The organism is Halomonas sp. 113 (assembly GCF_904067645.1).
Taxonomy (GTDB): Bacteria; Pseudomonadota; Gammaproteobacteria; order Pseudomonadales; family Halomonadaceae; genus Vreelandella; species Vreelandella titanicae.
In genome coordinates this window covers 2,585,591-2,605,133 of record NZ_LR881453.1, presented here as the reverse complement: position 1 = coordinate 2,605,133, position 19,543 = coordinate 2,585,591, and the positions used below count along the sequence as shown (strand labels likewise).

Annotated in this window: 21 protein-coding genes; 9 read left to right on the top strand and 12 right to left on the bottom strand. The window is 51.9% G+C overall.

All coding sequences use genetic code 11. The features are described from left to right. Positions 1–55 precede the first annotated feature (55 nt). The 4 genes from YERSI8AC_RS12220 to YERSI8AC_RS12205 all read right to left on the bottom strand — a co-directional run bounded on the left by YERSI8AC_RS12220 (position 56) and on the right by YERSI8AC_RS12205 (position 3,506). On the bottom strand, positions 56–994 hold the full coding sequence (locus tag YERSI8AC_RS12220) for an ABC transporter substrate-binding protein (RefSeq protein ID WP_009287843.1): 939 nt from the start codon (positions 992–994) through the stop codon (positions 56–58). A gap of 261 nt (positions 995–1,255) precedes the next feature. Next, complete coding sequence (locus YERSI8AC_RS12215; RefSeq protein WP_041159501.1) at positions 1,256–1,984, bottom strand: SDR family oxidoreductase; 729 nt, start codon at positions 1,982–1,984, stop codon at positions 1,256–1,258. 406 nt (positions 1,985–2,390) lie between these two features. Then, positions 2,391–2,801, bottom strand: coding sequence for a hypothetical protein (locus tag YERSI8AC_RS12210; RefSeq protein ID WP_022523416.1), 411 nt, complete (start codon positions 2,799–2,801; stop codon positions 2,391–2,393). 201 nt (positions 2,802–3,002) lie between these two features. Further along, positions 3,003–3,506 carry a hypothetical protein gene (locus YERSI8AC_RS12205; RefSeq protein ID WP_022523417.1) on the bottom strand — a complete coding sequence of 168 codons (504 nt, stop codon included), beginning with the start codon at positions 3,504–3,506 and terminating at the stop codon, positions 3,003–3,005. A 260-nt stretch (positions 3,507–3,766) separates the two neighbouring features. On the opposite strand from YERSI8AC_RS12205, the gene YERSI8AC_RS12200 reads away from it, so the two are divergent. From YERSI8AC_RS12200 to YERSI8AC_RS12180, 5 genes are all read left to right on the top strand, one after another. Then, positions 3,767–4,099 carry a hypothetical protein gene (locus tag YERSI8AC_RS12200; RefSeq protein ID WP_159176814.1) on the top strand — a complete coding sequence of 111 codons (333 nt, stop codon included), beginning with the start codon at positions 3,767–3,769 and terminating at the stop codon, positions 4,097–4,099. Between the two features lie 46 nt (positions 4,100–4,145). Next, positions 4,146–4,805 carry a metallophosphoesterase gene (locus YERSI8AC_RS12195; protein WP_236557295.1) on the top strand — a complete coding sequence of 220 codons (660 nt, stop codon included), beginning with the start codon at positions 4,146–4,148 and terminating at the stop codon, positions 4,803–4,805. Between the two features lie 137 nt (positions 4,806–4,942). Beyond that, positions 4,943–5,146: a hypothetical protein gene (locus tag YERSI8AC_RS12190; protein WP_236557294.1), complete on the top strand. Its 204-nt coding sequence runs from the start codon at positions 4,943–4,945 to the stop codon at positions 5,144–5,146. 181 nt (positions 5,147–5,327) lie between these two features. Continuing rightward, entirely contained in the window at positions 5,328–5,669 is a 342-nt protein-coding gene (locus YERSI8AC_RS12185) for a hypothetical protein (RefSeq protein ID WP_159176812.1), read from the top strand. A gap of 420 nt (positions 5,670–6,089) precedes the next feature. Further along, positions 6,090–7,760, top strand: a complete 1,671-nt coding sequence (locus YERSI8AC_RS12180; RefSeq protein ID WP_159176811.1) for a DUF4041 domain-containing protein — start codon at positions 6,090–6,092, stop codon at positions 7,758–7,760. 293 nt (positions 7,761–8,053) lie between these two features. Here the strand turns inward: YERSI8AC_RS12180 and YERSI8AC_RS12175 are convergent, their stop codons facing one another. Further along, positions 8,054–8,695: a hypothetical protein gene (locus YERSI8AC_RS12175; protein ID WP_159176810.1), complete on the bottom strand. Its 642-nt coding sequence runs from the start codon at positions 8,693–8,695 to the stop codon at positions 8,054–8,056. Between the two features lie 255 nt (positions 8,696–8,950). Here YERSI8AC_RS12175 and YERSI8AC_RS12170 point away from each other — a divergent pair, with 255 nt between their 5' ends. Continuing rightward, a complete protein-coding gene (locus tag YERSI8AC_RS12170; protein WP_159176809.1) occupies positions 8,951–9,391 on the top strand; it encodes a glycoside hydrolase family 24 protein in 441 nt (146 codons plus the stop codon). A gap of 137 nt (positions 9,392–9,528) precedes the next feature. Here the strand turns inward: YERSI8AC_RS12170 and YERSI8AC_RS12165 are convergent, their stop codons facing one another. The 4 genes from YERSI8AC_RS12165 to YERSI8AC_RS12150 are packed head-to-tail and all read right to left on the bottom strand — an operon-like array spanning position 9,529 to position 13,287. Beyond that, positions 9,529–11,019 carry a tripartite tricarboxylate transporter permease gene (locus YERSI8AC_RS12165; protein ID WP_159176808.1) on the bottom strand — a complete coding sequence of 497 codons (1,491 nt, stop codon included), beginning with the start codon at positions 11,017–11,019 and terminating at the stop codon, positions 9,529–9,531. Between the two features lie 15 nt (positions 11,020–11,034). Next, on the bottom strand, positions 11,035–11,481 hold the full coding sequence (locus YERSI8AC_RS12160; RefSeq protein WP_236557293.1) for a tripartite tricarboxylate transporter TctB family protein: 447 nt from the start codon (positions 11,479–11,481) through the stop codon (positions 11,035–11,037). A gap of 29 nt (positions 11,482–11,510) precedes the next feature. Continuing rightward, the gene (locus YERSI8AC_RS12155; protein ID WP_159176807.1) at positions 11,511–12,473 is read right to left on the bottom strand and encodes a Bug family tripartite tricarboxylate transporter substrate binding protein; all 963 of its coding nucleotides are present in this window, start codon (positions 12,471–12,473) and stop codon (positions 11,511–11,513) included. Positions 12,474–12,528: 55 nt separating this feature from the next. Beyond that, positions 12,529–13,287: a GntR family transcriptional regulator gene (locus tag YERSI8AC_RS12150; protein ID WP_159176806.1), complete on the bottom strand. Its 759-nt coding sequence runs from the start codon at positions 13,285–13,287 to the stop codon at positions 12,529–12,531. A gap of 89 nt (positions 13,288–13,376) precedes the next feature. Between YERSI8AC_RS12150 and YERSI8AC_RS12145 the strand changes: the two genes are divergently transcribed. Then, the gene (locus YERSI8AC_RS12145) at positions 13,377–14,237 is read left to right on the top strand and encodes an amidohydrolase family protein (protein ID WP_159176805.1); all 861 of its coding nucleotides are present in this window, start codon (positions 13,377–13,379) and stop codon (positions 14,235–14,237) included. A gap of 103 nt (positions 14,238–14,340) precedes the next feature. Next, a complete protein-coding gene (locus YERSI8AC_RS12140; protein WP_022523436.1) occupies positions 14,341–14,628 on the top strand; it encodes a hypothetical protein in 288 nt (95 codons plus the stop codon). A 55-nt stretch (positions 14,629–14,683) separates the two neighbouring features. On the opposite strand, the gene YERSI8AC_RS12135 is transcribed toward YERSI8AC_RS12140, so the two are convergent. Together YERSI8AC_RS12135 and YERSI8AC_RS12130 are read right to left on the bottom strand one after the other, a co-directional pair. After that, positions 14,684–15,895, bottom strand: coding sequence for a toxic anion resistance protein (locus tag YERSI8AC_RS12135; protein WP_138801611.1), 1,212 nt, complete (start codon positions 15,893–15,895; stop codon positions 14,684–14,686). A gap of 98 nt (positions 15,896–15,993) precedes the next feature. Next, positions 15,994–16,935, bottom strand: a complete 942-nt coding sequence (locus tag YERSI8AC_RS12130) for a cobyrinic acid a,c-diamide synthase (protein ID WP_159176804.1) — start codon at positions 16,933–16,935, stop codon at positions 15,994–15,996. Positions 16,936–17,299: 364 nt separating this feature from the next. Between YERSI8AC_RS12130 and YERSI8AC_RS12125 the strand changes: the two genes are divergently transcribed. Continuing rightward, a complete protein-coding gene (locus tag YERSI8AC_RS12125; RefSeq protein WP_009287860.1) occupies positions 17,300–18,607 on the top strand; it encodes an ATP-grasp domain-containing protein in 1,308 nt (435 codons plus the stop codon). A gap of 150 nt (positions 18,608–18,757) precedes the next feature. Here the strand turns inward: YERSI8AC_RS12125 and YERSI8AC_RS12120 are convergent, their stop codons facing one another. Then, on the bottom strand, positions 18,758–19,519 hold the full coding sequence (locus YERSI8AC_RS12120; protein ID WP_157831344.1) for a DUF2182 domain-containing protein: 762 nt from the start codon (positions 19,517–19,519) through the stop codon (positions 18,758–18,760). Between the last annotated feature and the right edge of the window lie 24 nt (positions 19,520–19,543).

The window sequence follows — 19,543 nt, the reverse complement described above, 5'->3', positions numbered from 1 at the left end:
ACCCTCGTGTGCCGCCCGTAGGGGCAGCACACGTCATCATCGTCGGTGGGAGGGGTTACCAGCTAAAGTCAGCGGCCTTGTCGCGGTCGATCAGTTGTACGTCGATGGGAATTTCCGCGGGCGCAGTTTCTGCACCCCAGTGCTTAGCCAGCGCCAGGCCGAGCCCTACACGCACCATGTCTGCGGGATATTGCGCTGAGGTGGCGATGAACGCGGAATCAGCCTTCTGGATCTCTGCAACTGCCTCGGGATGGCCGTCGACGCTGACCAGTTTGATGTCCTGACCACTGGCCTCAATGGCTATCAGAGCGCCCAGCGCGCCGATATCGTTGACGCTGAAGAGACCATTTAGATCCGGGTTTGCCTGGATGATGTTCTCGGTGACTGTCATCGCATGGGTACGCTCCTGACGGCCATTCTGTTTGGTTACGATCTCGATGCCATCGTACTCATTAAGCGCGTCGGTGCAGCCTTCAATACGTTGCAGGATCGGCACAACCGGAATGCCATCCAGTAGGGCTACCTGACCTTCACCATCGAGTTGTTGGGCGAGGTATTCGCAGGCTAAGTAGCCTGCGTCATAGTTCTTGGAACCCACGAAGCCATCCACTGGGCCCTCTGCCTGGGCATCGATCGCGACCGTGGTGACGCCTGCTTCTCGGGCAGACAACACCGCCGTTTCAACCCCGACGGAGTCGGCAGGGTTGAGCAGCAGGATATCGATGCCACGTTGGATCATGTCCTCTACGTCGCTGACCTGCTTGGAGACATCGTGGCGTGCATCGGTGACAATCACCTCAGCCCCCAGGCTCTCTGCGGCGGTCTCGAGTGCCTCCTGCATGGTCACAAAATACTCGTTGTTGAGCTCCTGAAAGGACATGCCGATTGTCAGAGTATGCTCATCGGCTGCTGCGGTTCCTGCTACAAAGGCGGCTGCGCAGGCGGCGACAAGAGCCGTTTTGCGAAAATTTGCGGTGATCTTATTAATTTTCATTGTTAACTCCGTGATTGTTATTGTTTCTCTTAAAGGTTTTTCAATGTTGACAAAACTCTTAATGTTAACGTCAACAATTTGAAGACTATGTGCCCTTTAGAGGTTGGTCAACGGTCATACGACCAATGTCTATTCCTCTAAAATTTTACAAATGATCAAAGCGTTCATGCGAAGTGTTTATTCAAAACTGTAAGAGGTTGTAAGGCTGGTTGATCTGATTAAGCTGAAGAAACACCTTAATAGTTGCTGGATGAATGCTTCTTACATATCAAAGTTGCTAGGCAAAACAACCATATCTCGGATGGTTACATTTCGGGGGCGAGTAAGCATGAACATAATCGCATCAGATACATCCGTTGGTTCTATAATGCTGCCGGATTCTTTTGCCTTGCGCAGATTTTCTTCTGGCCAATCGGCGAGCAATGCACTATTTACAGGCCCAGGAGAGACTGACGCCATGCGAATACCGTGCTTATTGATCTGACGACGAGTAGTCTGAACGAAACTGTTGATGGCCCACTTGGAGGAAGCATAGACTGGCTCCCAGGGAACCGGGAAGTGCCCCGCAACGGAGCTTGTCACCATAATATCGCCCGTGCGACGTTCGATCATGTGGGGTAAGACGTTATGGACATTTTTAATCACCACATTAACATTGAGGTTCAGCATTCTGTCGATGGCGGCAGGGGAGGTGTCGATCAAATCGCCGCCGATATAACTACCGGCATTAGCATGAAAGATATCTAACTGTCCTGCCTTCTTTAAGATTTGTGAGAGGAGAGTGTCGCAGTCCTGTGGGTCAAGTAGGTCAATAACTAGGGGAAATGCAGCTTCGCCAAGTTCTTCACAGATGGTTTTCAGCGCAGCCTCATCTCTATCAATCATGACCACTTTGGCACCAGCGTCAATCATGGCCTTGGTAGTGGCAAGCCCGATGCCTGATGCTGCGCCAGTAACGGCAGCAACTTTTCCAGTGAGTTCATTGGTCATCTTATAATCTCCTATATTCAGGTTCCTCGATTGACGAGGCCGTTTGGTTTCTGGAGTGGCTTGTGAATGATCCCGAGGTGTCTCTGATGAGCAGGATCAACTTTTGTGCTTACTCGTCCCTGATTCATCTCCAAGGCACATGCCTAGTGGACTGAAACTCTTTATGTTGACGTCAACATTTCTAAAACTATTCTCTATTTGAAAACGAATCAATGGGATTAAGACCAATGTCTAGGCTTTGGTATTTTGAAGAGGTGGAGCTAATCAATGACCCGAGAGTTGCCGTTGATCAGCATATGTCGATGTTTTTCTATGGGTGGGTGGTGCTGCAATTACCACTGTAACGGGCACTGGCGTGGCTTTCTATTCCCGAGCAAGCGTCCGAGGGGCTGATGCAGATCAGCTGTCATTCATGCGGTTGAATGAGTGCTTGGTAATCTGCCTTGGGCAGTGCCTGCAGGTTCATATACGACACGTGAACGGCCATTTCTGTCAGTGTGAACGTCGCCAACTCATCAATGAGAGAAAGGGCAAGGTCGTAGCTGGAGAGGCTGGTGGCAATCCCCGGTGTCCAGTGGTGAGCTTTGATGGCGCGGGCTATCAGTACATCTCGATCAGCGTCGAGGGGGAACGCAGCGCCCTGGTAGGCGTCACGCCAGTGGTCGCAATAACAAGCAACGACAAACTCTCGGAAAGTGTTAACCAGCATTTTGTGCAGTGCTTCGAGGTTTTCGACGCCCGACTCTGGCAGGTTGCTGTATTCCCGCTGCATCTGCTCGAGCTGATCCCAGCGCTTGTGGTAGGCGGCCTTGTCCAACGCTTTCCCCTTATCCCTAGTTTAGAAGCCACCAATATAGCGATATTGGGTGACTTTGCTCAATTCTTCTTTGGCCTGAGGCTGGGCTTTCTATTTCTGGGAATTGCTATGATAAAGGCTCCGCCTATTCACCAATATCACATGGGAAGTAATGCAATGCTCCCCAAGCGATGGAGGGTAATGTTCGTTTTAAATCAAGCTCTAAGTGATCAGCTTCAAGAAGCGTTCCCACTTGTTGAGAACAACCACTCCTTTTGTGCGCCCGAGCTGCACACAGGTATCGTTAAAAGCAGGCCTACGAAGGCCTTCTATATCGGGGAAGTCGATCAAAGCGATCCTGCACGTTTCACATTCGTATTCTTCAAAGCTGTAAGCAGCTTTCTTCATGTACAGCCTCTGAAAGCGTCGCCTTGCCTTGCGACATTGAGCTGCGTGCTTTTTGGGATCTATTACAAAATCCAGCATGGTACTTACTGCAACAATGACACCACTGGTAGCGGTCAAAACCGTGTGCTCAGTGATGACTCCTGCAAAAGCAGCACTACCGCCAAAAAGACTGGTGAACGTGAACACGTTGGCCATCCTGCTAAAAAGTCTTTGCTGCAGTTGCATGTACCTAACCATGTAACAGGTGCCATCAATAGCCTCCTCGAACGACATTGGGTCGTGCCTTTCAGGAATACTGGGAAGGCTTACATCTTTCATGTCATTAAATCCCTACTAGGAGCGTATGCAGACTTCGTCTTCAGGAAAGTCTGGATCATCAGGAAAACGAGGTTCTGGTCTGGGAATCCTGATCGGTGGAACACATGGGATTTGGCCCGGTGGATCCCATTCTCCTGCTGGGCATCTTTTTTGAAATTTCATCGTGTCTCTCCGTTACAGAATGTTAAGGAGGGAGTGATCATTTCTAGTTTAGGACTGGTTTTAAAAAACCGCCTAATGTTTGTGGCCGGAGGTGCTCTATGACCGAGAAAGGTGGGCAGCAAGCGCGCCGTGCCGCGTTATTGTGCCAAAACGTGCGATTCGGTTTGTACCTTGATTGCCGTCGCCGCCAGGCAAAGGCGCTTGAATATCGGCAGCTGCCCGATGGTACCCACAGCCCGGAGGATTGCGCCGATTTCATCCGTCATTCGTGTGGCATCCAAAGCCGCGCCGAGCTGGATCATAACGACACGGCGCGGGCCATGCTGGAACGGGTCGTCGCTGACTACCAGCGTTGGGAGCGCCAGCAACGAATGCTCGATCAGATCGCTGGGGGCGTGAAGAGTTCAAAGGCGGAAGGGCTTGGGAGGTGATTTATCATCGTTATATGGATTGGAAACTCAATCAGGAGCTAAGGCTATGAGCTTGATTCAAAAGCACGGCCAGAACATGAATGGAAGAGATTTTATCGTTGGTGACATTCATGGGCAGTACGACCTGCTGCTTGAGTCCATGGCGCGCGTTGACTTCGATAAGTCAAAGGATCGGTTGTTTTGTATAGGTGACTTGATCGACCGGGGGATGGATTCTTTCGAGTGCTTGTCGCTAGCCTTTGAGCCTTGGTTTTTTGGCGTGCGTGGCAATCACGAGATGTTGGCCATAGATGCGCTTGAGCATGGTGGAGAGGCGGAAGACCTTTGGATGATCAACGGAGGCACCTGGGCGATAACTGAGAATATGATCGAAGTCCGGCAAATTCTTCGTGAGGCGCTGAAGTATCTGCCTTACGCCCGCCAGATAGATGTTTTGGGGCAGCAGATTGGCATCGTTCATGCCGAGCCGCCTGCGGACTGGTCGCAGGTTGAGATGGCGGATGATGTAGGAAAAGTGGAAATGATATGGGGCCGGACTCGTATAAAGAGAAGGGACACGACGCCAGTGGTCGGCATCGATGCTGTAGTGGTCGGGCACACCATTGTTGAGCAACGTACTTGGCTGGGCAATGTGTTCTATATCGACACGGGTGCTTTTCATACGGGCCGGTTGATGTTGATCAATGCCCGGGAGGTGTTGGCATGAGCTGGCGCTAGCAAACCACTTCCAAAAAGCTACGCCGTCCTCGAGCGCTGACCAAAAGCGGCGCGCCCCGGGCAAAGCCTGTTGATTGGGAAGGGCAGGAGCAAACCGTTCTGATCCGTTGACTGTATGGCGAGAAGATGCGCGGTCATCCGGTAGGTGAGTTGTTTGATGCCACCTTCCATGTGCCCAACGGCGGCCACCGCAATAAGAAAACCGCGAGCGACCTCAAACGCCAGGGCGTGAAGGCAGGTGTTAGCGATCTCCCCGTTCGTCAGGCTCGCGGCGGTTGGTTTGGCCTGTACCTGGAGTTCAAGGCCCCCCGCCCAAGGATGCGCCGTTAGCCGATAGCCAATTTAAGTGGCTGGAAGATAGCGAGTACGAAGGTTATTGCGCTGTGCTGGCGCTGGGGCTCGAGGAGGCCAAGGCAGTGCTTAGGGAATACGCCAGTTGGCCCCGCACGCAAATAGTCGGCGAACGGCTGGCGCTGGACAGTGGTACCGAGTGGAGGAAGGGGTGAAGGCCATGGCAGTTAAGAAAAAGGGAAGCACGATGCGCGATATGTTTGAGCGAATGCCAATGGCTAGGCTGCGTGAGATCGCAAGAGAATCACATGAAGGCCACGATCCGGAGGCGGCACGGATATTTGTTAACCGTGTGCTCGATATGGAAGTAGAGCGGCGCACCTGGTACGCCCATGAAAATCCTGGGTATCAACCTTTTAGCTCTGCGGCCAAACTGGTGGAGGAACAGCCGCGGCCGACCCTCTGGCGATTACCTATGATCGCGGTATACGTATTCATTCTGGTCACGAATTTGCCAAAGCGTGGCTTGAGGCAGCTCGCTTGCGCCCACGCACTCGCTTAGTGGTGCTGATTCGTGCTGCCAAGCTTTACCCGATGTCCTCGCAGCAGGGCACTATGGGCAAAAAGCTATGATTTCATTGCCCAGCATCTGCCGATCTATTCGCGGATGCTGCAAATGGGGTCGCTATCCACAATGGCAGAGATCAAGCAGGTTGAGGTGGCGCAGGTCACTGAGAAAGGGACGTACAGGCGTTCGCGCAATGAGCATAAGAGCGTGCCGATCTATAAGAACGGTCAGGCGGTGAAGGATGCTGCTAAGCAGACTAGGGTCGAGCTTCTTTTGCTAGCACAGCTATAAATTGCGTAACTATTAGAGCCGTTGGGGCGGTCGGTCAGGCGAAAAGGTTAAGTAAATAGCAAACTCCCTCCATCTTAGTTAATCTTAACCCTGCATAATGATATAAAAACAGGGGAACAATTGATGAACGTTGGATTAATAATTGCTATTACGCTGCTTCTTCTGGCTCTTTTAGGTTGGCCACTTTTTGGGGTGGCCTCACTGAAAAATAAGAAAAAAAATAAAGCTATTGCCAGTTTGGAGAAAACGCTAGCCACTAAGGATGAGGAAATATCCAGCCTGAGGGAGAAGGCTGAAAGCCTACAAAAATACCAAGCTATTGAAGATGCTGAAGCGGAAGCCATAAGACTGATTCTTGATGCCAAAAAAGAAGCAGGTCGATTGTGGCAGGTATCAGACGACGAGTGTAAACGGCTCCTGAGTGAATCACGAAGTGCTCGTGAGAAAGCAGATTTTGATGCTGTAAGTACGCGAAGAAGAGCGGGCGAACAGTCAGACAAGATAATCGCTGAGGCACGGGAAGAAGCAAAAGCGATACGTGAGCGGGCTAAGAGTGCTGACGGTAAGGCTCAGGAAGTGCTTTCAGGAGCGCATGATCGTGCTGACGAAATTATTGCAAATGCTCGTAAGCAGGCTGAGGAAACCGCCGGTAATGCACTTAAAGCAGTAGAGAACGCGAAGCTTTATGAACGCACGGCTCAGGCCATGAAGAATATCATCGAGGGCTATCACGACGACTATATAGTGCCTAATGCCAGCCTGCTTGATGATCTGGCAGAAGATTTTTCTCACAAAGAGGCTGGGCAGCGGCTGAAGCAGGTTCGCAAACAAAGTGCAGACATGGCGAAAAATGGCCGCGCTGGGGACTGTGACTATGTTGAGCGTATCCGCCGCGAGTACGCCATTCATTTTGCTGTCGATGCCTTTAATGGGAAAGTAGATTCAATACTTTCCAAGGTGAAGCATGACAATTACGGAAAGCTTCGGCAGGGGATAATGGATGCTTTTGCATTAGTGAATCACAACGGAAAACCTTTTAAAGACGCTCGTATAACCGATCTCTACCTACAAGCTAGACTTGAGGAGTTGAAATGGGCTGTCGCTGTTATGGAACTACGGCGGATTGAACTAGAAGAGCAGCGTGCCATTCGAGAGCAAATGCGTGAAGAAGAAAAAGCGCGTAGGGATTTTGAAAAAGCCATTAAGGAGGCTGAAAAAGAAGAGCGCATGCTGGCTAAGGCAATGGCCGAGGCGCGTAAACAACTTGAAAATGCTTCTGATGCTGAGCGTTCACAGTATGAAGCCCGCCTTGCAGAACTTGAAATGCAGCTAGAAGCTGCTGAATCTAAAGAGCAGCGTGCTATCTCGATGGCTCAACAGACGAGGCGCGGCCATGTGTACATTATCTCTAATGTAGGCTCTTTCGGAGAAAGCGTTTTCAAAATAGGTATGACTCGGCGCTTAGAGCCGCTTGACCGTGTGCGTGAACTGGGTGATGCAAGCGTTCCTTTCTCTTTTGATGTGCATGCTATGATCTTCTCTGAGGATGCACCTACGCTTGAGCGGGAGCTTCATAAGCACTTTGCGGCCCACCAGGTGAATCGCCTTAACGCGCGTAAAGAGTTCTTCAATGTTCCGCTTACCCAGGTGCGCGAAGTTGTGGATAGCCAGCAAGCCGAAGTTCATTGGACGATGAAGGCCGATGCTTGGGAGTATCGAGAGTCTCTTGCTGTTATCGAAAGCGAGAATAAAGAGCAAGCCGCTATTGCCCAACTTAGAGCTAGTACGGCATAGGAATCGAGGGGCTCTGCACGCTCAACAATCGAGTAATCAGTTTGGAGGCGTGCAACAAGGTGCGTTATTTAATTAAATACCGCATGTTGTATTAACTCCACGACTGTTCTACTGTGTTTCTAGGCTGGGGCTAAAAGACGCTAGTCGCCACACACCGTAAAGCCCTGCCGGTCGTCCGGCGGGACTTTTGCGTTAAATATCTTTTTCACTGTATGCTTTAAGCATCCCCTCGCCGCTCTTCGCTTTACAGTAAGTATTCTGTAACTAGCTTGAAGTTTAATAAAGGAAGTTTTTTATTCCAAGAAAGACGGCTCGCTAGGATAATTGTCTTTCAGAATCGTATTGATAAGATCGAACTTAAAGTCTCGTACAGCGTGGCCTTTATTACGAAATGCTTGGAGCATAGCTGGAAGAGAGTTTTTTCCATGCTGAATGACAGTATTAACTGCCTTTACTTCGCCAGGATAGGGAGCGTTGTGGCCATATTTCTCGACTTTTTCTTTTACGGAAGTTAGAGGAATGCCGGGTGGTGAATCCCAACATACAATTACAAACTTAATAGCGTCCAGCAGCTGGCGTGAAGCAGGGTGCAGTGGTTTCTTGTTGCTAACATCACCGTCAGTTTCTCCTCGGTCTTCTGGAGAGGTAGAGCTTTGGATTGCTTTGAGAGGATTGAAATGTGGTGGGCGCTTGGTACGGGTTAGTTCTAGAAAATGCTCTGCTGCAACTTTTCCACAGTAAAATGTGTCACTAAAAGTGCCTCCTATTTCTTTATATGAGAACAGAAAGTACCTGTCAGTTAGAGGGTCACTAGTACAGCTAAGTTTTTCCTGGCCAGGGATAATGCTGCTATAAAAAACCGGTTTAATGTCATACTTCTTAACCAATTCGACTCTTCGCTCAGGAGTCCTGCATTTAAATTTTTTAAACTGCATTGCTTCCTCTATTCTCGATTTTAGTAAGGGTGATTTTATATCATAGGTTCCTTATGGGCGCTAATTTCAACATCTAGTAAGTAGCATATCCGCATACTTTTAGATTGGTACTTACTAGTCGGCGGTTTTTCTTGCTTTCTCCTTGCGTTGCCACCTGGTGCACTTTATCCCACATGCTGGGACTTCTCTTTTCCTGAGGTCATCATGCCTGCTCTCTCGTCTGCCCATTGGTATGACTAGGCGGAACTGCTGCGCGTGGAGCCAGCACCGCCAAAGGATACACGCGCCGGCAACGTGGCCGCTTTCCTCGATACGTTGGCATTTGCCGAAGGTACGCCGCGTTTTGGTAATCAGGACGGCTTCAATGTGATTGTCGGCGGCAAGACGTTCAACAGCTACGACGATCACCCGCGCCAGCTTGTTTGGCTTCCTGCTTATGAGATCCACTCCAGCGCAGCGGGTCGGTACCAGTTCTTGATGCGCACTTGGGATGATTTAGCCGAGTGTTTCGGCTTGCCTGACTTCACACCTGCTAGTCAGGATCTCGGTGCTATCCACCTGATTCGACAATGCAAAGCGCTTGCATTGATCCATGAAGGCCGTATCCGTGACCCCTTCCACGCTTGCCGCAAAAATGTGCACACTTTTGGCAACTCAATCCTTAAGTTGTGGCCCTATCGATGTCGAAGCTGTTAGCTAGTTAATGCTGTCTTTGAATATGCAGTAAATCCATGACCGCTTCTGGCTGTTACAGAGCAGCCAGGCAGGAATGCTGCCTGACTGCCATGCACAACCTTCGTCAATAAATCTGTGGGATTACTTTCATAGCGTTGTTAATTCTGACGCCCTTTTTTTAGTATTTTCCAGGCCTGGGTGGATAACACCATCAACAGTAGTGCGATGATTCCCTGCGAAATAGGGCGAGTAAATAGAGATCCCCAGTTATCCTGGGAAATCAGCATTGCCAAACGTAAGTTTTGTTCCGCCATTGGACCTAACAGTACTCCCAGCACTACTGGTGCAAGCGGGAAGGCTAGTCGATGGAGTAAATAACCGAGCAACCCAAAGGCTAGCATTACATAGAGGTCTGTCATGTTCCCTTTGACGGTATAAACACCCACGGCCATGAGCACCAACGTCGTTGGTACCAAGAGTGCGGTGGGCATGCGCAAGACCTGAGCGAATAGGCGGGTGGCCACCATGCCTCCTAGTAACAGGAGTAGCATCGCAGTAAACAGCATTTGCCACATGAAACCGAAGACCACATCAGGCGACTTCGTAAACAGTTGTGGGCCGGGCTGAAGTCCATGAATCATAAGCGCGCCGAGCACTAAGGCAGCAACCAAATTGCCAGGAATCCCTAACGTTAGGGATGGAATCATTGCAGAAGCATTGTCGGCACTGTTACCTGATTCAGCTGCTGCAACCCCCACAGGATTGCCCGTGCCGAAAGATTCGGGGTTCGTGGACTTGCGCTTTGCTTCGTTATAACTCAGCAATGCTGCCAAATTGCCACCGGCACCTGGCAAGATACCTACACTAACGCCGATCAGCGACGAGCGAGTCCAAGTGCGCCAGTGCTGACGTATCAGACCGAATGCGTTGCCGCTAGCATCAACCTTGAAGCTTCCTGCATCATAGTAAGTCGCGTTGCTTTTCTCCGCCATCTCCAGTATTGGCGGTATCGCGTAGAGGCCGATGAGTACAATGATCAGGTCGAACCCCCCACTTAAATAAAGCGAATCGAACGTATAGCGTTCCGCTCCACTGATTGTGTCAACGCCTACAAGGCCGATGATAACGCCCAACAGGGCGCTGAGCATGCCTTTGCTGATATCACTGCCCACCAATACGGCGATGCTTACAAGTCCGAAAACGGCCACCCAGAAATACTCAGTCGGCCCAAAGGCAAGCGTGACCTGTGCCAAAAGGGGGGCTAGCGTCATCAACGCTATGGCGCTAATAATTCCGCCGATGGCGGACGACCAGCACGCGGTCTTGAGAGCCAGCCCGCCCTGGCCGTTACGTGTCATAGGGTAACCGTCGAATGTTGTCGCGATTGCAGCTGGCGTTCCTGGGATTTTTAGTAAGATGGCGGGAATAGCTCCACCGTACATTGAGCCGTTGTAGATACCTGCTACCAACCCTAGAGCAATTACTGGATCAAACCCATACGTCAGCGGGAGCATGAGAGCGATTGCCATGACCGGGTTGAGCCCGGGTAGGGCTCCGATCAAGATACCCACCAAGGTGCCGACGAAGAGGCTGACTACGGAGCCAAGTTGCAAGGCCACAGGTAGTGCGTTGAACAGGGAATCAAACATATCGTGTAACCCTATTTAGGAAACCAGGAAAAATTCGACGGGCAAGGGTCGTTTTAGCACCATCGCAAAAAGCCCGTATAAGAGGATGATGAAGCCCACCGTAATACCTAAAACCACGATGGGGCGCCTTTCACCTAGTACCAGAGCCAGCAGAATGATGAAAAGGGTGCTAGTGGAGTAGAACCCCACGGTTGGCATAGCTAGGTAATAGATCAGGCAACAGGCGACTGTCGCCATAAACCTTCCCGGATGATCGATTAAGGCGGCGGCGCTGCTCAAACCGTCATTTTGCTGCGTTTGCACCACGCCCTTAACGATCAGAGGAAGTGAGAAAAGACACATCAGAATGCCAACTCCCATGGGCACGTAAGCGGCGCCGGCATCAAAGCCACTCCCCACCCAGACCACCGTGCAGCCAAAGATGAGGAAGGCGATGCCAGAGATAATATCTCTGAAGTTCATGAGCAAGTTACCGTCCATTCAGTCATTAATTAGTTTTTCTTAAGCCCAAGCTTTTCGAGTGTCTCACCAATCGCTACGGTTTCCTGATGCAGACGCTCACGGAGCTCTTCACCTCGTACGAGATTCAGCGTCTCGCCTTGAGATGTCAGGAACGCTTGGAACTCAGGATGCTCGACGGCGCTAGCTACGGCATCGGCGATGACGTTAACGCGCTGCTCATCCATACCCTCTGGTGCCAGCATCATGCGCCATAGCACTGTTTCCAGTTCGGGATGACCGAGTGCTGCTAGGCTTGATGCCTGGGGGAGTGCTTCGTTATCGTCGGCTGAGGTCACGAGTAGGCACTTCGCCTTTCCATCCTCTACATAGGGAAGTGCAGGTGTGATGGAGCCACCGTAGATATCCACGTGTCCACCCAGGAAGTTTTGGAGGGTCTCACCAGCGCCGCCAAAAGGAATAGGGCGGGCCTCAATGTCATAGGCTTCAAAGATACGCTCTGCTGCCAAGCGCATGGTTCCACCGACCCCGTCATTGCCATAGGTATATTGACCGGGGTTATTCTGTAGCTCGGCAAGGAATTCCTCACCTGTTTCAGCTGGAAAGTCGGGGGCTACACACATGGTGTAGGCACTCTGCGAAGTGCTGGTGATCGGGGTCAATGTCTCGTAAGAGTACTGAACACGCTGCATGTGCGGTACGGTAGTGATAGGACTATTCCAGGTAGAAAGCAGCGTGTAGCCATCGGGCTTGGCACGGGCAATCTGGTTGACCCCAATAGCACCACCTCCACCAGCGACATTAAGCACAGCAAGTGACTCTCCTAGTTCTTCCTGCAGGTACTGATTGAGCATGCGCGCAACGTTGTCAGTGCCGCCGCCGGCTGGTGCCGGTACGATTATTTCGATGGGACGATTCGGATAGTCGTCAGCCATGACAGGCATAGCGGTAAACGCTGATAGCGCAACTAAAGACGTAAGCTGTAATGTTTTCATTGTTAGTTACCTTTCTTTGAAATGCAGGGTGATGAGGTGTGCATTTAATGCGATCTCAAGCAGGTTGATCACCGAGCGTGACACGGTAGCGGAACCGCTCTGGCCTTCCGTGTACTCGTCGAAACTCGATGACTCTGCCTGCAGGATTACGGGCAATGCGTTGGATGGCGGCGACCGGTGCCCCAGTGGCTAGTTCTAGATGCTTTGCACTGACCTTAGTGGCGGTGCCGAACGACAGCTCGTCGGTTGCCGACGAGATCAAAATCCCGAATTCCTCCAGAAATACGGGATACAACAAAGGACCCATCGCTTTTGGATTCAGCGACATGAGCCCGTTGAAATCGGGTAAGCGTAGATAAATTTCTTCAAACAGCAGTGGGTCGCCTGACCAAAGGCGTACACGTTCCAGCTTTATACAGTGGCTGACTGATTCTTCGCCGAAGGCCTGCTTTACGTCGGCGGGAAGGGCGACTTCCTGATGACTGAGAATTCGACTTTCCGGAATAACGGGTACATCGGGATCTTCCACATCATGTACATGGAAAAAACGAAACAGATCGGCTCGGAAGGCGGGTTGCTTAACGAAAGTGCCGGTACCTCGCCGCCGATCCAGCAGCCCCTCATCAACCAGCTGCTTCAGGGCCATCCGCATAGTTGCTAAAGCAACGCCATACTCTTCGGCTAAACGGTTCTCCGAGGGAATCATGTCGCCTGGTTTCCACTCACCATTGGCGATCCTTGAGCCTAATTGATCACGGAGTTTGGCGTACAGGGGTAATCTTCCGTCCGTATTAGCAGAGAACTTGGCTTGCATAGGGTCACCCAGTGGTTATCTTGATTTCTTGAGGTCATTGAAGACCCGTGTATACTTCCAGTCAACCAGTTCTCTAGAGAACTAGACTTATGTATAACAACTTAGGGATACGAAATCCCCAGTCAGAACGTAATGAGGTGCCAAAAGTGAAATTAGGTTTTGATTGTCATGCTCATGTCTACGGGGCTGTTAAGGAGGCCAACGGGTCTAACTACAGTCCATCCCGTCCTGCACCACTTTTGAATTGGCAAGAAAACCTAGAAAGCTGCAAATTAAGAGGCGGGGTACTGGTGCAACCGAGCTTTTTGGGAAACGACAACCGGCAGCTGCTCGAAATTCTCTCCAGGCTTAATCATGCGTATCGCGGGGTCGTTCAGCTAGCCAAGGAGACGACGTTAGAGGAGATAGCCGCCCTTGATGCTGCAGGTATTGTAGGGGTGCGATGGAATCTCATTGAGGGGCGCAGCGCATTGCCAAACCTCAAGGATCCGCAATGGATAGACTTTCTAGATAATCTTAAAGCTATGGACTGGCATCTTGAGCTGCATCTGGAAGGGAACCGGTTACCTGAAATTTTTCCAGCATTACATGAGCATGGCGTGAAGTTAGTCATTGATCATATTGGGCTGCCAGTCGACGACGTTCCTATGCAAGACCCAGGCTGTCGTCTTCTGCTTGAGTCAGGACAGGCAGAACGAACCTGGGTGAAGCTCTCAGCCCCCTATCGTTCGCCTGTGTTTGACCTCAGACCGCATGTCCAGGCATTGTTGCATCATCTTGGACGTGATCGGTTAGTGTGGGGCAGTGACTGGCCATGGACGCGCCATGAGAATAAACACACTTACCACGATACTTACGGATGGCTCAATGACTGGGTTAGAGATGCTGATGATCGCCAGCACATTCTTGATGCGAGTCCTAGAGCCCTGTTTCGCCTGAGTGATTCATAGCGAGGGTATACCAACTGCTAAGAGGGCTGACATATGACTCGGATTGGAAACAGGGGGATATCCGCTTCGAACTGGAGCCCGTTACTGAAGGGGAGATATCACAATGAGACAGCGTGACGAATTCGTTGAAGAAATGAAAGCCAGGCTCGACGAGTGGAATGCTGATATCGATAAGCTGACTGCCAAGGCTCGCCAGGCGAGCGACGAGGCGAGGGTGAAGTACCAAGAGGACATCGATCGACTCAAGAAGCGCCAGGCGGAGACTCAACAAAGACTTGATGAGCTTCAGCATGCCAGCGAAGCGGCCTGGGAGACTGTCCGCCAAGGTATGGAAGACTCTTGGGAGTTGATGCGTAAAGCCTTCCGGGATGCCTCTTCTCGTTTCAAATAGCTTATTCAACTAACCTTGTTCAAACCATGCGTTTCACTTAAAAAAGCCTGAACAGTTAGCTGGAGTCGCGGCCCTCTTGTGGTTGCGATTCGCTGCCTTCTTGAAGACGCGCGATGGACGCATTTCCCTGCTTTGCCAGGGTTGCCAGGCGGTCGATCTGCTCATCCAGGCGGGGTAGGGCCTCTTGCCTATAGCTTGATAGATCGTCGATGGCGCCCATCACCTCGCTGAAAGCCTCCTCAAGCACTTGCATGTCGAGCATTGCGGAGGAGGCACGCTTCTGGATGTCCACGCCTTGCTGTCGCAGGGCCTTGGCAGTGCCGCCAATCATCTGCGATGTGGTTGTATTGAGGGCTTCGATGCGATCCAGCACCAGGCGCTGATTAGCCATTGCCATGGCCACCGTGACCGCAACGGTGAGCGCCGAGACGGTGACGTTAATGGCCCTGTCCACACCGCGCATTAATTCCCGGTTGTTGCGGATGATCACCTCTAGCGCCAGTATACCTTGCTGACTTACCGCCAGTTGCTGCTGTAGGTCGACAATGCGCTGGCGAAGAGGAAAGAGCAGCTCTTCCTCAAGAAATTGACGCCGCGGATCATCGCCATCGCGAGCGGCTATTTCATCTTGTAGGCGGTGATCAATCATCCGGCCCAGCGCAATTTGGCGGTTCAGCTCGCCAAGGATTTTAGTTAACGCCTGCTGGTCATCGTTCAGGGTGAGGTTGTCACGATGCAGCATGTCGCGACCACTTTCCAGATCCTCAATGATCGCATCCAGCGCCTGCTGGGTATTCTCGAACTTGCGAAAGTAGCGCTGCAAGCGGCTATCCAGACCCGGAATGACTGCCAGAACGCGATCCAATGTAGTCGGCGCCAAGCGATGGCGAGCGGGGTCGAGCCCTTCCATGCGCCCGCGCAGATCGGTCAGTGCCTTGGCGACCGGCCCACCTTCGTCGCCCTGGTGGGCCAACTTACGCAGCGGTGTTTGCAGCATGGCGCTGCGATGGGCAGCCTGCTGCTGCAGTTCAAGGCCCATCTCATCCACGGCACGGCGCTGGCGAACTACTGACTCCTCATCACCTTCGGCGAGGATATCCTCGACAAAGCGGTCGGCCATCGCCTCAAGCTCAGGGTCGATATCAAGCTCATCGGGGGTTACCGATTCAGCCTGACTTGCACCCAATCGACTAGCTCCCAACTGGTCAGCGATCTCGTCCACCGGCGGCAGGGAGAGGCGACGTTTGTCATCGGATTGCTGAGCCATAGAGATCTCCTGGGCTATTAAAGCTATTAAAAATGCGATGAAATAAAACGGTTTAAATACAACAGAGTGAAAACTGCACGTTAGCACTACCGGCTAGCTTAATCCTTGCGGGCATAACGATCGGCCCCGTCGACGAAGCGGCGCAGATCTTCCAGCGCTTTTTCGGTGGTGACCGACGCCTGGGGGCGAGCCGTCTCGATGCGCGCCATGGAAACGGCGGTATCGTCAAGCACGGTCAAGGCGGATTCGATGCGGGCAGAGAGCTTGTTCAGCCGGTGCTCGGTCTCCACTAGCAAATCGAGGCGGCGCACCAGGGCAGCACGCTCTTCATCGCTTAATCGTTTGCCCTCCCGCTCCAATCGGCCTCGTACGTAATTACCGTCCACGCTAACCACACCACGTGCCTGGGAAGCCATGGTCGTCAACGTATCCACCGCGCCGAAACAGACTTGAGTGACCAAGCCTTGCGAGCGCTCGAAGGCCAGCTCGCCAGTATGGAATCGGTCACTCAGGACGTCCATCACATGGCGGTAGCGGCTGTAGAGGCGGTCTGTCAGGATTGCCAAGTCGGGACGGTGCACATCGAGCAAGTTCTGCTTGGCCCGGCACATGGCCAAGACTAGATCGTCGGCTCCCACGGGTGGCCTTGTGGGATCGAGCACCGACACACCCGTTTCATAGGCGTTGCGCTCCTCTTGGGCACGGCGCTGCTGTGCTGCGGCCTCTCGTTGAGCCTCATGGCGACGCACGCGGCGGCGGGCCAGCCAGCCGCGTAGCGTTCGCTCGATAGGAAGTGCTACAGGAATGGCGACGATGCCTGCCAACCAGCCAAACAGGCTGGGGCTGAAACCACCCCACAGGGAGGTCAGCCATAGCAGCATGCTGATGAAGGGAACCACTAGGCAATAGCGGGCGATTACCTGGAGGCGACTGGTAGTCGACACTGGAAGCGCCAAGCCAGGATTGAAGAGGCCGACCAGTAGCCAGGGCAGGCAGGTCATAAACAGGCCATAGGAAAATCCCTGCAGGAATCCCAACATAGATACGGCTATCCTTCAGTCATGGAACGCAAATATTGTGTTTAGAATAACTGAGATAGGTCGCTAAGCACCAGCTGGGTAACTACAGGCTATTGGCTGGCTGTGAACTGCTATTTAACCTTTCTCTTAGAAATTATCCCCATCTTTTTAGCAAGATAACTTCTACAGAAATTTAACAGAAGTTTTACAGTTTAATTGCCATTTGTAACCGTATCGACTAGCTTAGTTACGACGGGTGCGCTAAAAAAACCCTAATGCTGGCTTACTCAATCGTTTCTGAACACCACTGACTGCGGCTTGGCTCACTTGGTGCGCTCCAGTTTCAGCCCAGTCAATTTGGGTTAACCAGCAAGGAGGACATCAAATGTCGATAACATCAGAAAAGCAATTACCCGAAGCAGTAGCGGCCTGGCGTGATCCGGAAATGGACTCGGTGAAAGGTACCGAGACACCCAAAGATCCGAACAAAGGTTACATTGCCTTACTTGGATGGAGTATTAACGCGATTAAGGCGGCGCAAAAGTTTGACCGTCGCTATATCGTCGTTGCTCCTGAATGGGCTGAGGATTTCTGTGCCGCGAACAATATACCGTTCATCTCCTGGGATTTTATTCGCTTGAATGATCGTTCCATGGAGATTGCCGAAAAGTTGAAGGCTGAAGGCGTAGACGTCGCCATCCCACTGTTTGAAGAAACCGTTGAGTGGTCAGGTGCCATCAACTCCGTGCTTCTCGACAGCCCACGCATGTTTGGTCAGTCAATTCTATTTCGTGATAAGGCCTTGATGAAGCGCCGTGCCCAGCTTGGCGGTATCCGCGTTGGGATATTTGAAGAGGCGCACGAAAAAGAAGACATCGTCCGCTTTATGAAGCGCGTCAATCAAACGCTGCTTAAGCTTGATGGTGATCCGGATGACCCGATACACGTCAAAGCATTCGATAAAGCCGGTTGTCTTGGCCACCGGATGATCCGCACGTTAGAAGAAATTGATAACATTCCGGATGAAGAGTATCCGCTGCTGATGGAGAGTCACTTGAGCGGCTGGGAGTTTGCCGTTGAAGCCTGGATACACGATGGCAAAATTCAGTTCCTGAATATTTCAGAATACGTGACGTTAGGCTACTCGGTGTTCGTGCCTGCTACCCAGGAGCTTGAGAGCTGGCGCAATGCGATCACCAAACAGATCGAGCTGTTGATCAAAACCTTCGACATCCAGTTCGGCTTGATTCACCCCGAGTACTTCGTGACAGCTGACGGTGAGATGTACTTTGGCGAAGTTGCCTACCGCCCACCCGGCTTCAAAGCTTTCGAGCTGATCGAAAAAGCCTACGGTTTTAACGCCTATCAAGCGTCAATGTTGGTGTTCGACCCGAAAAGTACGAAAGAAGAAGTAGCGGCGTTCTTCCCCCGCGAAGTAGTCGATGCGAAGGGTTACGCAGGTTGTTTTGGTGTATACCCACGCCGTCGTGTTGTCAGCAAGCTGGAAATGCCTGAAGAGACGATTAATCACCCGTACTTCGAGTCACACGAACTGGTCGCACCGGCAGAAGAGACAGTGCCTGACCGGTCTGCTTTCGGGACTCATTGGGGGCTCATCTTCTTCTTTGGCGACGATCCCATCAAGATGCGCGATCTGCTAAAAGCCCAAGAGGATCTGGACTTTTACGTCTAACGTTCGATAGCGCAATACGCTGAGTTATGGGCGCGTATATAAGTGTCAGGAGTACTCCATAATCCCGATACTGATATAGGCGCCCTTTATTTTGCCAACGTTGCGGGAGTGGCTCCACCAAAAGGCCAAGGTAATTATCCCAGGCACGATTTAATAGGCAGCAGACAGCAAAATAATGACGCCTACACCAACAAGCAGGAACCCGCTGATTTGGCTAATCCGTTCTGCTTGGGGGAGTAGCTTCTCTGCTAGAAAATAAAGGGCTAGCCCCGCCATCCAAACTAGGCTCATAACGCCGCCGACAAACATCAGCAGCATCAAGGCCCAGCAGCAGCCGGTGCAGTAGGCGCCATGGCGGAGCCCCATGATCAGCGCTCCGCCGTTGCCTTCGCGCCATTCGGTCATCAGAAAGCTTAAGGGCGAACGACACTTGTTCAGGCAGGCCTGTTTAAGATCACTGAACTGGAAAGCACCTGCGGTTACCAGCAGGGCGCCTCCCAACAGTGGGGTGACGTGGCCCATGGATGAGCTTAACAGCGCACTCTGCTGCAATGCCCATTGCATGATGGCGGCTGCCACCGCAAACGCCAGCCACACGGCAAGGTAACCTGCTATGAAAACCCAGGTGGCTGCGCTGGCACCTGCCTCGCGTTCGCGCTGCTGGTGGATGCGCAGAAAAGTAAGCAGCATGGGGCTAGCGCTGGGTAGCATCATGGCCACCATCATCACGCTCCACATCAGCGTGACCGTGACCAGTAAACTCATGCCGTTGTCGCTTGCGCTGGCCATTCCCCCGTCCATTGGCATTTGCGCGTGCATGCCATGCATAATCAGGTAACCCCACGCCAGTATTGACAGGGTTATCAGCGCTAACCAGGTCAGTAAGCGTTCCCGGGCATGGAGAGTGCTCATCGTCAGTTCCATCGCCAATGCCCC